General features: G+C 68.1%; 15 protein-coding genes. 3 read left to right on the forward strand and 12 right to left on the reverse strand.

The features are described 5' to 3' along the window. Positions 1-49 precede the first annotated feature (49 nt). Genes NU688_RS17290 through NU688_RS17310 form a run of 5 tightly spaced genes read right to left on the reverse strand, consistent with a single transcriptional unit; the run spans position 50 to position 6573 of the window. The gene (locus NU688_RS17290) at positions 50-862 is read right to left on the reverse strand and encodes an oxepin-CoA hydrolase, alternative type (RefSeq protein WP_257861984.1); all 813 of its coding nucleotides are present in this window, start codon (positions 860-862) and stop codon (positions 50-52) included. Beyond that, the gene (locus NU688_RS17295; protein ID WP_257861986.1) at positions 859-2001 is read right to left on the reverse strand and encodes an acyl-CoA dehydrogenase family protein; all 1143 of its coding nucleotides are present in this window, start codon (positions 1999-2001) and stop codon (positions 859-861) included. Before NU688_RS17295 ends, NU688_RS17290 begins: the two co-directional genes overlap by 4 nt. Positions 2002-2013: 12 nt before the next feature. Beyond that, positions 2014-3222, reverse strand: coding sequence for an acyl-CoA dehydrogenase family protein (locus NU688_RS17300; RefSeq protein WP_257861988.1), 1209 nt, complete (start codon positions 3220-3222; stop codon positions 2014-2016). Between the two features lie 10 nt (positions 3223-3232). Next, complete coding sequence (locus NU688_RS17305; RefSeq protein ID WP_257861989.1) at positions 3233-4423, reverse strand: acetyl-CoA C-acyltransferase; 1191 nt, start codon at positions 4421-4423, stop codon at positions 3233-3235. A gap of 14 nt (positions 4424-4437) precedes the next feature. After that, a complete protein-coding gene (locus NU688_RS17310) occupies positions 4438-6573 on the reverse strand; it encodes a 3-hydroxyacyl-CoA dehydrogenase NAD-binding domain-containing protein (RefSeq protein WP_257861990.1) in 2136 nt (711 codons plus the stop codon). 157 nt (positions 6574-6730) lie between these two features. On the opposite strand from NU688_RS17310, the gene NU688_RS17315 reads away from it, so the two are divergent. Next, the gene (locus NU688_RS17315; RefSeq protein ID WP_257861991.1) at positions 6731-7651 is read left to right on the forward strand and encodes a LysR family transcriptional regulator; all 921 of its coding nucleotides are present in this window, start codon (positions 6731-6733) and stop codon (positions 7649-7651) included. On the opposite strand, the gene NU688_RS17320 is transcribed toward NU688_RS17315, so the two are convergent. From NU688_RS17320 to NU688_RS17330, 3 genes are read right to left on the reverse strand one after another with little or no spacing between them, the layout of a single operon-like run. Then, the gene (locus NU688_RS17320; protein ID WP_257861992.1) at positions 7636-7869 is read right to left on the reverse strand and encodes a hypothetical protein; all 234 of its coding nucleotides are present in this window, start codon (positions 7867-7869) and stop codon (positions 7636-7638) included. The genes NU688_RS17315 and NU688_RS17320 overlap by 16 nt on opposite strands. Before the next feature lie 45 nt (positions 7870-7914). Beyond that, complete coding sequence (locus tag NU688_RS17325; RefSeq protein ID WP_257861994.1) at positions 7915-8484, reverse strand: YbhB/YbcL family Raf kinase inhibitor-like protein; 570 nt, start codon at positions 8482-8484, stop codon at positions 7915-7917. A 28-nt stretch (positions 8485-8512) separates the two neighbouring features. Then, a complete protein-coding gene (locus tag NU688_RS17330) occupies positions 8513-8866 on the reverse strand; it encodes a Rieske (2Fe-2S) protein (protein ID WP_257861995.1) in 354 nt (117 codons plus the stop codon). Between the two features lie 98 nt (positions 8867-8964). On the opposite strand from NU688_RS17330, the gene NU688_RS17335 reads away from it, so the two are divergent. Next, positions 8965-9477 (forward strand): ureidoglycolate lyase, encoded by a 513-nt coding sequence (locus NU688_RS17335; protein WP_257861996.1) that lies wholly within the window; start codon positions 8965-8967, stop codon positions 9475-9477. Here NU688_RS17335 and NU688_RS17340 read toward each other — a convergent pair. Continuing rightward, on the reverse strand, positions 9474-9854 hold the full coding sequence (locus NU688_RS17340; RefSeq protein ID WP_257861997.1) for a cupin domain-containing protein: 381 nt from the start codon (positions 9852-9854) through the stop codon (positions 9474-9476). The two genes, NU688_RS17335 and NU688_RS17340, sit on opposite strands and share 4 nt — an antisense overlap. 96 nt (positions 9855-9950) lie before the next feature. Between NU688_RS17340 and NU688_RS17345 the strand changes: the two genes are divergently transcribed. Further along, positions 9951-10559 (forward strand): hypothetical protein, encoded by a 609-nt coding sequence (locus NU688_RS17345; protein ID WP_257861998.1) that lies wholly within the window; start codon positions 9951-9953, stop codon positions 10557-10559. 13 nt (positions 10560-10572) lie between these two features. On the opposite strand, the gene NU688_RS17350 is transcribed toward NU688_RS17345, so the two are convergent. The 3 genes from NU688_RS17350 to NU688_RS17360 all read right to left on the reverse strand — a co-directional run bounded on the left by NU688_RS17350 (position 10573) and on the right by NU688_RS17360 (position 13576). Continuing rightward, positions 10573-11319, reverse strand: coding sequence for a hypothetical protein (locus NU688_RS17350; RefSeq protein ID WP_257861999.1), 747 nt, complete (start codon positions 11317-11319; stop codon positions 10573-10575). Between the two features lie 63 nt (positions 11320-11382). After that, a complete protein-coding gene (locus NU688_RS17355; protein WP_257862000.1) occupies positions 11383-12561 on the reverse strand; it encodes an amidase in 1179 nt (392 codons plus the stop codon). 25 nt (positions 12562-12586) lie between these two features. After that, positions 12587-13576, reverse strand: coding sequence for an ABC transporter ATP-binding protein (locus tag NU688_RS17360; RefSeq protein ID WP_257862409.1), 990 nt, complete (start codon positions 13574-13576; stop codon positions 12587-12589). Positions 13577-13578: the final 2 nt, after the last annotated feature.

The raw sequence follows: 13578 nt of genomic DNA on the forward strand, positions 1-13578 counted from the left end.
ACGGCGTGACCGATGTGCGAGGCGGGAAAGCGGGGTTGTGCGGACGGCGTCAGGGCGCGTCCTGCTTCTTGTGGCGCAGCGCGACGAAATCCGCCTTGCGCTTGCCGAGGAACGCGCCGATGCCTTCGGCCGCTTCGGCGTCGGCCTGCGATTCGACCATGTACACGGCCTCGGCTTCGAGCTGCTCTTCGAGCGTGGCGCGGTGCGCCTGGCGGCACAGCGTCTTGATCCGGGCGCTCGCACGTTGCGGGCCGTCGGCCACCTTGGCCGCGAGTGCGATGGCTTCGGCGAGCGCCGCGCCCTTGTCGGTGAGGCGATTGACCGCACCGAGTGCATGCAGGCGCTCGGCCGGCATGCGGTCGCCGGTGAGGCACATCTCGGTGAGCACCTGGCGCGAGACGAACTCCGCGAGGAAGGCCGTCGCACCGCCGTCCGGCGTGAGGCCGACCTTGACGTAGGCCACCGTGTAGAACGCATCGCGCGCCGACACCAGCATGTCGCAGGCCAGCGCCATCGACAGGCCCGCACCCGCCGCGCCACCTTCGACGGCAGCAATCACCGGCTTGCCGCAATCGCGGATCGCGCGGATCAGGTTGTGCAGGCCTTCGAGCTTTTCGCGGCGTTCCGAGGCGGGCAGTTCGCGGCGCTTGGCCAGCAGGTTCAGGTCGCCGCCGGAGCAGAAGAAATCGCCTGCGCCGGTGAAGACGATGGCGCCCACTTCGGGGTCGTTCTGCGCATCGGTGAGCGCGGCGGAGAGTTCGGCATACAGCGTCGGCGTGATCGCATTGCGCGCGCCGGGGTTGCTGTTGGTCAGGATGCGGACGGCGCCCTGCTGCGAGATCAGAACGGTCTTGTCCGTCATACCGCCACCTCCTTGCCGAGCGCGATGTAGCGCTGCAGGTGATGGTCTTCGTCGCCGAGCTGGTGGTCGATCATCACGAGCCGCTTGGCGTAGTGGGGCAGCGGCAGCTCCCACGTCATGCCGATGCCGCCATGCATCTGGATGCTTTCTTCCGCCACCAGCGCGCCGATGCGGCCGATGCTGAACTTGGCGGCCGACAGCGCGCGTTCGCGCGCCACGCGGTCGGTGCCGTCGATGGCGGCCGCGGCGTTGATCACGGCCGAGCGGGCCTGTTCGATCTCCAGCAGCAGGTCGGCCATGCGGTGCTGCAGCGCCTGGAAGCTGCCGATGAGGATGCCGAACTGCTTACGCGTGCGCAGGTACTCCAGCGTCGCGGTCTTGGCGGCTTCCATTGCGCCCACGGCTTCGGCGCACAGCGCGAGCACGCCGCGGCCGATGGCGCGTTCCAGCGTGGCGGCGCCCTGGCCTTCGGTGCCGAGCAATGCATCGGCGCCGAGCTTCACGCCGTCGAGCGTGAGTTCGGCAACACGGCCACCGTCGATGGCGGGGCAGCCGCGCACCTTGAGGCCTGCGGTCTTTGCGGGCACGAGGAACAGCGAGATGCCGGCTTCGTCGTCCACGCTGCCAGAGGTGCGGGCCGAGACCAGGAACAGGTCGGCCTGCTCGCCCTGCGGCACCACGGCCTTGGCGCCTTTCAGCACCCAGCCATCGCCGCTGCGCTCGGCGCGGGTTGCCACGCGCGTGCGTTCGTAGTGCGTGTCGGCTTCGTCGTGCGCAAAGGCCGCGACGGTGACGCCGTTGATGATGTCGCCGAGCTTTTCCTTCTGCGCATCGCTGCCGGCGGCGCTGAGCGCCTCGCCGACCATCACCGCGCCCAGCAGCGGCTCGACCACAAGGCCACGGCCCAGTGCCTCGAAGACCACGGCGATGTCGAAGCCGCCGCCGCCGAAGCCGCCATCGGCCTCGCTGAACAGCGCGCCGATCACGCCGAGTTCGGCGAACTGCTGGAAGATTTCCTTGCTGAAACCGTGGGCCGACTTCGCGATGCGGTCGCGCGCATCGAAGGCGTACTGCTCGGCGATGAAGCGGTTCAGGCTGTCGGCGAGCATGCGCCGGTCTTCGGTGTGTTCGAAGTTCATTGCATGTCTCCTTTACAGGCCCAGGATCATCTTGGAGATGATGTTTTTCTGGATTTCATTCGAGCCGCCGAAGATCGACAGCTTGCGGTTGTTGAAATAGCGCGCGGCGGCTGCCTTCGCATAGGCCGGGCCGAAGGTCTCGCCATCGAAGCCGTCGTGCAGCGCTTCCTCGACGAAGGGGCGCCCGTAGACGCCCATTGCGCGGCGGGCCAGCGAGGAAATCTCCTGGCGAATTTCCGTGCCGCGAATCTTCAGCATCGAGCTTTCCGCACCCGGCACGCCGCCGCCGGCCACGGCCGCGATCACGCGCAGGTTCGTCGTCTTCATGTTCTCCAAGTCGATCTCCACGCGCGCCATGCGTGCGGCGAACGACGGGTCTTCGGCAAGCGGCTTGCCGTTCTTCACCTGCTTGGCGGCAATGCCCTTGAGCTGTTCGAGCGCGGCCACCGAGAAGCCCACGCCCGCGATGTTGGTGCGTTCGTAGGTCAGCAGGTACTTGGCGCAGGTCCAGCCCTTGTTCTCTTCGCCCACGAGGTTCTCGGCCGGCACGCGCACGTCCGAGAAGAACACTTCGTTCACTTCATGCTCGCCGTCGAGCGTGATGATCGGACGCACTTCCACACCGGGCGAGGTCATGTCGATCAAAAGGAAGCTGATGCCTTCCTGCTTCTTCGCCTCGCGGTTGGTGCGCACCAGGCAGAAGATCATGTTGGCGTGCTGGCCCAGCGTGGTCCAGGTCTTCTGGCCGTTCACGAGGTAGTGATCGCCCTGCGCATCGATGCCGCGCACGGCCGAGGTCTTCACCGCGGCGAGGTCAGAGCCCGCGCCGGGTTCCGAATAGCCCTGGCACCACCAGTCCGAGCCGTCGAGGATGCGCGGCAGCCAGCGCTGCTTCTGCGCCTCGTTGCCGTACTTGATGAGCACTGGGCCCAGCATGTTCACGCCGAAGGGCACGATGCGCGGCGCAAAAGCCAGCGCGCATTCGTGTTCGAAGATGAACTTCTCCACCGCCGTCCAGCCCGGGCCGCCGTACTGCTCGGGCCAGTGGTTGGCGAGCCAGCCGCGCGCGTTGAGGATGGCGTGCCATTCCTGCATGTCGGCCTTGCTGAGGATCTGGCCGCCGCTGACTTTCGCCGAGAGGCGCGCGGGCAGCTTGTCGGCGAGGAAGGCGCGCACTTCCGCGCGGAAGGCTTCTTCTTCGGGGGTGAAGTTCAGGTCCATCGCTGGCTCCTCAATAGATTTCGAACAGGCCCGCGGCGCCCATGCCGCCGGCGATGCACATCGTCACGACCGCGTACTTGGCGCCGCGGCGCTTGCCTTCGATGAGCACGTGGCCCGTGAGGCGCGCGCCGGTCATGCCGAAGGGGTGGCCGATGGAGATCGCGCCGCCGTTCACGTTGAGCAGTTCCGACGGAATGCCCAGCTTGTCCTGGCAGTAGATCGACTGCGAGGCAAAGGCTTCGTTGAGTTCCCACAGGCCGATGTCCTCGACCTTCAGGCCATGACGCGCGAGCAGCTTGGGCACCGCGAACACGGGGCCGATGCCCATTTCGTCGGGCTCGCAGCCGGCCAGCGCCAGGCCGCGGAAGGCGCCGAGCGGCTTGATGTTGGCGCGCTCCGCATCCTTGGCTTCCATCAGCACGCAGGCCGATGCGCCGTCGGAAAGCTGCGAGGCGTTGCCGGCGGTGACGAACTTGTCTTCGCCCATCACCGGCTTGAGCTTGGCCAGCGCTTCGTAGGTGGTGCCGCGGCGGTTGCAGTTGTCTTCGGTGGCAGTGACTTCGCGGTGGGTGACTTCCTTGGTCTCCTTGTCCGTCACGGCCATCGTGGTGGTGCAGGCGACGATCTCGTCCTTGTAGCGGCCGGCGAGCTGGGCTTCCTCGGTCTTGCGCTGGCTCTCGGCGGAGAAGCGGTCTTGTGCCTCGCGGCTGATGCCGTAGCGCTTGGCCACGATGTCGGCCGTGTCGATCATCGCCATGTAGAGATCGGGCTTGTGCTCGACGATCCACGGGTCGAGGCTGAGGTCGCCGCCATCGCCGGGGCTGCGGCCACGGATCTGCGAAATGCTTTCGACGCCGCCCGCGATCATGGCCGGTGCGCCGTCCACCACGATGCGGCCCGCGGCCATCGCGATGGCCTGCAGGCCCGAGGCGCAGAAGCGGTTCACCGTGGTGCCGGCGATGCTGATCGGCAGGCCCGAACGGATGATGGACTGGCGCGCGATGTTGCGACCCGTGGTGCCCTCGGGGTAGCCGCAGCCGAGGATCGCGTCCTCGATCAGTGCCGGGTCCAGCCCCGAGCGCTCGACGGCGGCCTTCACTGCGAAGGACGCCAGCGTGGCGCCGGGGGTGATGTTGAATTCGCCGCGGTGCGCCTTGGTGAGCGGGGTGCGGGCGGTGGAAACGATGACGGCTTCACGCATGGGAATGCTCCTGTTTATTCGGATTGGTTCAAGCTCGAGAAATCGGCACCGCGTTCGACGAGCTCCACGAGCAGCGGCGACGGCTTCCAGAAGATCGGGTCTTCTTTTGCGAACTCGCGGATGTCGGCGAGCACCTTCGGCAGGCCCACCGTGTCCGCGTACTTCATCGGGCCGCCGCGATGACGCGGGAAGCCATAGCCGTAGAGGAAGGTCACGTCCACGTCGAGCGGGCGCAGCGCGATGCGCTGGAGCACGACGTTGGCGCCTTCGTTGACCATCGCGGCCATGTAGCGGCGGATGATTTCTTCATTCGTGAAGCTGCGCCGCACGATGCCCGCGCGCTCGCGCTCGGCATCGATGATGGCCAGCACCGCCGGGTCGGGCGAGCCGGTGCGCGCGCCCTCGGGGTACAGGTAGTAGCCGCGCTGCGTCTTCTGGCCGAACCAGCCGCGCTCGCAGATGCGGTCGGCAATCTGCACGTAGCGCGCCTGCGGATCGCGCGTGGCGGCCTTGCGCTTGCGCGTGGCCCAGCCGATGTCGCCGCCTGCGAGGTCCGATACCTGGAACGGGCCCATCGGGTAGCCGAACTCGCGCACCGCCTCGTCGATCTGGTAGGGCGAGGCGCCGTCTTCCATCATGTGGTCGGCGGCCTGGCGGTACACCGCGAGGATGCGGTTGCCGATGAAGCCGTCGCACACGCCGGCGCGCACCGGCACCTTCTTGAGTTTCTTCGCAAGCTCGAAGCCGGTGGCGACCACGTCGGCGCTCACCTTGGCGGGCACCACGATCTCCAGCAGCTTCATGATGTTGGCGGGCGAGAAGAAGTGCAGGCCCACCACGTCCTGCGGGCGCTTGATGCTCGCCGCGATCTCGTCGATGTCCAGGTACGAGGTGTTGGTGGCGAGCACCGCACCAGGCTTGCACACGCGGTCGAGTTCGGCGAACACGGCCTTCTTCACGCCCATTTCCTCGAACACCGCCTCGACCACGATGTCGACGTTGGCCAAGGCGTCATACGAGGTGGAGCCGCTGAAGCGCGCCATCACGGCGGCCTTGGCCTCGGGCGTCATGCGGCCCTTGGCGATGAGGCCGTCATACACCTTCTCGACGTGCTGGCGGCCGCGCGCGAGGCTGGGCTCGTCGCGCTCGATCATGGTCACGGGCAGGCCCGCGTCGAGCATCGCCACCGCGATGCCTGCGCCCATGGTGCCGCCGCCGATGATGCCGGCCGATTCGAGCTTGCGCGGGCTGGCGGATCGGGTCTCGGGCGCCTTGAGCACTTCGCGCTCAGCGAAGAAGGCGTGGATGAGGCCCGCGCGCTGCGGGCTGTCGATGCACTGCATGAAGAGCTTGCGCTCCAGCGCCATGCCTTCGTCGAAGGGCAGCGCGAGCGCGCCCTCGACGGCTTCGATGATCTTCATCGGCGAGAAGAGGCCGCGGCTCTTCTTGGCGGTGTCTGCGCGCGCAGCTTCGAGGGCGGCGCGGCTCGCTTCCTTGTCGGCGAGGCCGGTCGCTTCGCGCGTGCGGCGCACGGGGGCCTTGGCGGCGACCAGTTCCTGCGCGTAGGCGAGGCCTTCGGCGCGCGCGTCGGCATCGGTGGCGAGGCGGTCGATGAGGCCGAGCGACAGCGCCTCTTTCGCGCCCGCGTGGCGGCCGCTGAGCATCAGTTCGAGCGCGGGCTTCACGCCGATGAGGCGCGGCGCGCGCTGCGTGCCGCCCGAGCCGGGCAGGAGGCCCAGCGCCACTTCTGGCAGGCCCAGCTTGGCGGTGGGCGAGGCGATGCGGTAGTGCGCCGAGAGCGCCACTTCGAGCCCGCCGCCGAGCGCAGCGCCATGGATGGCAGCGACGACCGGCTTCGTGCAGTTCTCGATCGCCAGGCACGCCTCGGGCAGCGACGGCGGCTGCGGCGCCTTGCCGAATTCGCGGATGTCCGCGCCGGCGATGAAGTTGCGGCCCGCGCCGACGATCAGCACCGCCTTCGCGCCGCTGTCGGCCTCGGCCGCCTCGATGGCGGCCACGAGGCCGCGGCGCACATCCACGCCCAGGGCGTTGACGGGCGGGTTGTCGATGGTCACCACGAACACGTCGCCTTGACGCTCGAAGGTGACGGGACCGGAAGACGTGGAAGGGCTGGAGGTTGTGGTGGCCATGTGCTTGTCTCTTGCGTTGGCGGGCCCTCGAATGCGGATGCAATGCGAGGGGCCCGAGGCTCTGGGGGTGAACCCCGCATTCTTGGCCCGTACCGGCGCTTTGACAATTGCATAGACGGTTGACAGACTGTCAAAGGATTTTTGACACAATCGCCGCATGGACCTCCAATCGCTCACCCTGCTGGTGGAAATCCTTGACGCCGGCAACCTGAGCGCCGCCGCCCGCCGGCTCAAGATGAGCCGCGCCAACGTCAGCTACCACCTGAACCAGCTGGAGCGCTCGGTCGGGGCGCAGCTCGTGCGGCGCACCACGCGGCGCGCCGAGCCGACCGAAATCGGCCTGCGGCTCTACCAGCACGGCGTGGCCATCCAGACCGAACTGCTGGCCGCGCGCGAATCGGTCACCACGCTGGGCGAAGGCCTGCAGGGCCGCGTGCGGCTGAGCGTGCCCAGCGGCTACGGGCAGCTCGTGATGGCGGACTGGCTCATCGACTTCAAGCGTCAGTACCCCGGCATCGTGCTGGACGTGGTGTTCGAGAACCGCATCGAGGATTTGCTGCGCGACGAAGTCGACATCGCGGTGCGTGTGATTCCCGAGCCGCCGCAGAACCTGGTGGCGCGCGATCTGGGGCCGGTGCGCTATGTGGCGTGCGCCTCACGCGACTACGCGGAAAAACATCCGCTCCCCGTGCAGCTCGACGAACTGCAGGGCGCGCCCGTGGTCACGGCCGCGGTCATCGGCCGGCAACTGCGCGTGTCGGCCTACCAGGGGGAAACTCGGCGCGAGGTGATCCTGGAGCCCACGCTGATCTCGGAAAATTTCCTGTTCCTGCGGCAGGCCATCCTCGCGGGCCTGGGCATCGGCCTCGTGCCCGACTACGTGGTGCAGGAAGACGTGCGCCAAGGCAAGGTGCTGACCACGCTGGATGACTGGCGCCTCTCCATCTTCGGCACGCAGATGTTCATGCTCTACATGCCGAACCGGCAGCACACGCGGGCGATCCGCACCTTCATCGACTTCATCCTGGAGCGGGTGCGGGCGACTGCCGCGCAGCCGCCTGATCAATCGCAGCGGTAGGTGACTTCGCTGTCGGGTGCCAGGCGTGCCGCCTTCGGGTCGAGGTAGCGCAGCGGCGCGCCGAAGTTGCGGCAGTAGGCCTCGGCGTCTTGCGTGGTGGGCGACTTGAACTGGCCGTCGCCGAGGAAGCTGACGCGCGGCGCAGGCCGGGACGAGGCGCAGCCTGCGACGACAAGAGCGGCCGGAAGAAGAGCGAGGAGTGCGAGTGAGCGGCGCATCGTGGATGCGCATCGCTGCGCACGGTTTGGAAGGAGCCTGCGACTTTAGCGGCTGTACAGTCCGACCACGCTCTGCCCGCCCAGCGCATGCCCCTTGAGCGCCGCGAGCAGCGCATCGCGCGTGAGCCCGGCCGGCAGCGCGTCCGGCGCGAGGTCGGAGGCCACCACGGTCAGCACGTAGTGGTGCGGATGGTCGCCCACTGGCGGGCACATGCCGCGGTAGGCCGTGGCGCCCGCCACGTTCGTGCCGACGGTGAAGCCGCCCGTTTCGTTCGCCTTGAGCTGGCCACGCTCGGCCGCGATGTTGTAGGCCACCCAGTGCGAGACGCCCAGGCCCAGCGAGCCGTCCGGATCCGACATCAGCACGGCGACCGACTTCGCCTTGGCGGGCAACTGCGTCCACGCCACCGGCATCGAGACGTTCTTGCCGCCGCAATCGCCGACGCCGGCGTGTTCGGCGGGAATCGTGCCGTTGTCGGCGAAGGCGGTCGAGGTGACCTTCATGCCGGTGGGCGCCTTGCCGCCGGTGGCGGGGGCCATGGCGCCGCAACCTGCCAACAGAGCGGCGAGGGCGACGGACGAGAGGGAGAGGGTGCCGAGGCGAAGGGTGCGCATGTGTTCTTTCCAGTGAGGGTTGTCGGTGTCAGTCGATCAGCCACACGCTGCCGTCCGCTGCTTCGCGGACCGCGAGCGATGTCAGCCGCGCGCCGCGGCAGGGGCCGCCGACGCACTTTCCGGTGTCCGGCTCGAAGATCGCGCCGTGCCGCGCGCACATCAGGAAGCGGCCCGAGCTTTCGAGGACCAGCCCCTCGAAGTCGAGCGGACCACCAGCGTGCGGGCATTGGTTGAGGTAGCTGTAGACGCCGCCGTTCCAGCGGACTGCAAAGGCGGACTCGCCACCGGGCGTCGTGAACGTGGCCGCCAGGCCGCCGTCGGCAAGGTCGGTGGCAATCGGTTGGCGTTTTGCGGTATCGAGCGTCGTGTGGTCGTGCGTCATCTGCGGCAGAGGGTAGCCAAGGTTCGGGCGCACTGCAACGCGACATTGCAGCCATGTTGAATGACCACCGGCATGTTTTCTGCTGTACTCATTGCCCTATGAACGATGTCGCTCCCCACATGCTGGTGCCGCAACCGCTGACGCCTCGCGCTTTCGAGCCCTACGGCACGGTGCTGGCCGGGCCTTCTTCAGGTGCGGGACGCCCGATCAACGGCGGCAATGCCGAGCGCTTCGACCTCGTCGATGACCTACAGCTCGGCGCCGACGGCGGCCGGCCGATGCTCGCGCTGTTCCGCGCGCAGGCCCGGCATTTCCCGCACGCGGTCACGGAGATGGAGCGGCACGCGCTTGGCAGCCAGACCTTCGTGCCCCTGGGCGAGCGGCGCTTCGTGATCGTGGTTGCGCCGGCTGGCGAGGCGCCCGTCGAGCCCGGCATGCTCCAGGCCTTCATCACCGATGGCCATCAAGGCGTGGTGCTCGCGCCCGGCACCTGGCATCACGCGTTGCTGGCGGTCGGTGCGGGGGATTTCGTGGTGATCGAGCGGGCCGCGGCTGCGGTCGATTGCGATGTCTGCTGGCTGCGGGAGCCAGCCCGCGTCGTGATCGCCTAGACAGGCCGCAGCTGGTCTGCGAGCGAGCGCGTCTTCTCGGTGACGGTGCTGCCCGTATGCAGCGTGGTCTTGCGCTCGATGAGCATCAGGTGGCATTCCTCTTCGGCCACCGGGTTGTGCCGCACGCCCTTGGGCACCACGAACATCTCGCCTTCGCCAAGCTCGACCGGGCCGGCTTCCATCTCGATGCGAAGGCGGCCCTTGAGCACCATGAAGAGCTCGTCCTCGTCGTCATGGCTGTGCCACGCGAGCGAGCCGTGGACCTTGGCGACCTTGATATAGGCATCGTCGACTTCGGCGACGACGCGCGGCGACCAGAATTCGGTGAGCGAGGCGGCGATTTCCTTGGGGGTGCTGACCTGGTGGGTGTTCGACATGGTGGGATTCCTGTGGCTGTTCGCGGCGCGAGGCACGCGGGTTGGCTGAGCGATCGTTTCCCGAAAAGGCTTCACCGTGATCCGGAACGCGTCGTCATGAACGATACCCAGGTCTTCGAATGCCTGCCATCATCGAAGCCGATGACCCGAAAAGACCCGCGCTGGGACGCGTACCTCCACGAAAGCCATTCGCCCGACGAGCTGCGTGAATGGGCGCGCAGCCTCTCGCACTTCCGCTTCTGCCGGGCCTTCGGCGGCCATGCCAATGACGGCGACTGCCTGCGCGTAGCGCTGGCTGTTCCCTCGGAGCAAGACCTGTTCGACGTGGCCGTGCAGTTGGGCATTGCGCTGGAACGCCTGCCGCCCGACAACCCCGAGCCGATGGCGGGCACGAGCTACACGAGCGCCGAGTTCGCGAAGTTCAAGCCGTCGATCCCGGGCTGCGACCCGCCGATCCGTCAGCCGGGCCAGGTGCGCATTGCCGGTGCCGCCGTGCTCGCGTGGGTTCGCGCCGGCCGGCTCGATCTGGCGATGTCGGACGAAGACGAGTCTTGTGAGGTGACCGCGCGCACCGTGCGCGGCGCACAGGCCGTGGAAGCGCTGTTGCGCCCGCTCGCGCACCTGTGCATCGATCCGCCGCAGGAAGGGCGCAATTGCCTGAGCCCGAAGGCCTATCCGCAGTTGTGGTCGGACGCGGGGCAATAAGTCGGCGCAGCGACTAGAGGGTGCCACCCTCCGGCCAGTTTTCCCAATGCGTGTTGGGCTCGAGCGTGGGCCGGTAGTGCGAGACATCCCCGGTCACCAGGACCTTCGCCAGTTGCTGGAAGGTCGGCGAGTTGCCTGGACGATGCGCATCCTCGACCACATCGGGGTGGTGCCACGCCTCCAGCTGCAGGATCTGCTGCATCTCCGGTAACACGCTGGCGCGGCGCTCCGAGATGCTGGCCAGCACGTCGTCGCGGTGCGTGGCCGCGAGGACGCGGGCAAGTTCGAAGGTGTGCATCTGCGCCACATCGAGCGGCACGATGCCGTGGGCCTGGCTGTCCGCGAGCGACGGCGCCGGCACCGGCTTGCCCCTCAGCACCAAGTCATGCGGGCCGCCGACAACCCATTCGAGGTTTTCCGGGTCCTGCCACTCGCCTTCCTCGATGGGGTAGACAAAACGCGATTCGTTGTGCGGATGGAGGGCCAGATAGTTCTCGTAGGCCTCCGGGCTGACGTAGTTCGCTTCCGTGTTGCGGTTGTGCAGCCGGCTGGCGAAGGTGTGCACATGCGTGTCCGGAATGCCGGCCCGTGGCGAGAAGCCGAACACCTCGATCACCAGCGCCCAGTCTTCGAGCGACCGGAACAGCGACAGGCGTGTCGCCGCGAGGTACACATAGCCGTTGTCCAGCATCGGGAATGTGTAGCTGTCGCAGCACTGGTCGAGAACGGAAAGGATGTCGGCTTCTTGCCAGTTCATCATGAGGACCCGATTCCGGAGTTGGCGTCGGCTCCGACTGTAGCTGTGGGTGCCGCCGCGGCGCGCTCAGGCCGCGATGCGCTCAGCCAATGCGATCAGCGACCGGTCCGACCCCGCCGGCCCCAGCAGCGAAATGCCCAGCGGTGCGCCGTCGCGCGTGGCGAGCGGCATCGAGAGCTGCGGAAAACCCGCCAGCCCCGCGATGCACAAGAGGCGGATCGCGCGGTTGCGGTAGTCCTCCATCGAGGCCTCGCTGTCGCTGCGCAGCGGCGCGATGTCGGGCATGGTCGGCAGGAGCAGCACGCCGTCGGTGCCGAGCAGGGCGCCCAGGTGCGCGCGAAAGGCCGTGCGGAAAACCCGTGCGGTCGCCACCTGCGCATCGGTCACTTCGCGCGACCACGCAAAGCGCTCGGCCACGCCCGGGCCGAGCGGCGGTGCGTAGCGTTCGATCAGCGGGCCGTCGGTGAGCCAGGCTTCGCGCGATTGCAGATAACGGAAGTGCCAGTACATCGCGTCGAAGGATTCCAGCGCCACCGTTGTTCCTTGCGCGGGGCCGAGCAGGCTTTGTACGCGGTCGGCCACGCCCCTGAGCGCATCCGTCGCGGCAGGCACGGCCAGCGCCCAGACGTCGTCGGGACGCAGCAGCCGCACGCGCTCGGGCAGGGGGGGCGCGTCAGCGTCCAGCAGCACATCGGCCACGCGCGCGAAGGTGCCGACGTCGCGTGCGAACCAGCCGCAGGTGTCGAAGCTGGGCGCGAGGTCGAGCGCGCCTTCCAGGCTCACGCGGCCGTGTGTCGGGCGCAGGCCGTACAGGCCGCAGTGATTGGCCGGCGCACGCACCGAGCCGCCGGTGTCGGTGCCGAGCGCGAAGTCGCAGAGCTTCGACGACACCGCCGAGGCCGACCCCGACGACGAGCCGCCCGTGATGCGCAGCGGCGCGCCGCCGTTGACCGGTGCGCCGAAATGCGCGTTGTTGCCGTTCATCGAGAACGCGAGTTCGTCGGTCACGGTCTTGCCGGCAAAGCGCGCACCGGCATCGAGCAGCTTCTGCACCGTGGGCGCGGTGCGGGTCTTGATGCCCGACATCGCCAGCACGATCGGGTTGCCGCCGCCGGTGGGATAGCCGGCCACGTCGAACAGGTCCTTGGCCGCAAAGCTCAGGTCCGACAAAGGGCCGGTGCTGGCACGCGCCACCGGCGCATCGGGGTACGGAACGAAGGCGTGGGCGGGGTCGTGCAATGGCATGGCGATGGATGAATGAAAAGAAGGTTCAGGCGACCAGCACGGGCGCGATGGCCGCGGCGGCCTCCGTGTGGATGCAGCGTACACGGTGATTCGGTGCCAGTTCAATCACTGGCGGTTGCGCGGCACGGCAGGCATCGCTCGCGAGCGTGCAGCGCTCGGCAAAGGAGCAGCCGGGCGGCAATGCCGAAAGATCAGGCGGCGCACCGCCGATGGTCTCCAGCCGCGTGCCACGCGCGAGCGTCCCGTGCGCCCGGCTCTTGAGCAGCGCGATGGTGTACGGATGGCGCGGCGAGCGGATCAGCTCGCGCGCCGTGCCTTCCTCGACGATGCGCCCCGCATACATCACCGCGATGCGGTCGGCCACCTCGACGGCCGCGCCGATGTCGTGCGTGACGAAGATCACCGAGAGGCCGAGGTCGCGCTGCAGCTCGCGCAGCAGCAACAGGATCTGGATCTGCACCGTCGCGTCCAGCGCAGTGGTCGGCTCGTCGGCGAGCAGAAGCTGCGGTTTGCAGGCCAATGCGAGCGCGATCATGGCGCGCTGACGCATGCCGCCCGACATCTCGTGCGGATAGGCCTGCAGGCGTCGTTCGGGGCTCGGAATGCGAACGCGCTCGAACAGCGCCAGCGCGCGTTTCTGCGCCTCGGCCTGACCGACGTTTTCATGGCGGCGAATCGATTCGACGATCTGCGCGCCCACCGAGTACACCGGGTCGAGCGCGAGCAGCGGCTCCTGGAAAATCATCGACGCGACCTTGCCGCGAAAGTCCGCGAGTTCGCGCTGCGACATCGCGAGCACGTCGCGGCCCGCCACTTCCACCAGCCCGCCCATGCGGGTGCGGCGCTCGGGGTGCAGGCGCAGCAGCGTGCGCATGGTCACGCTCTTGCCCGAACCCGACTCCCCGATCAGCGCGACCACCTCGCCGCGCTGCACTTCGAGGCTCACGCCGCTGACCGCGTGCACGGGCTTGCGGCCGCCGCTGAAGGTGACGCTGAGGTCGCGCAGCCGGACCATGG

Source organism: Variovorax sp. ZS18.2.2 (genome assembly GCF_024701975.1).
GTDB lineage: Bacteria > Pseudomonadota > Gammaproteobacteria > Burkholderiales > Burkholderiaceae_C > Variovorax.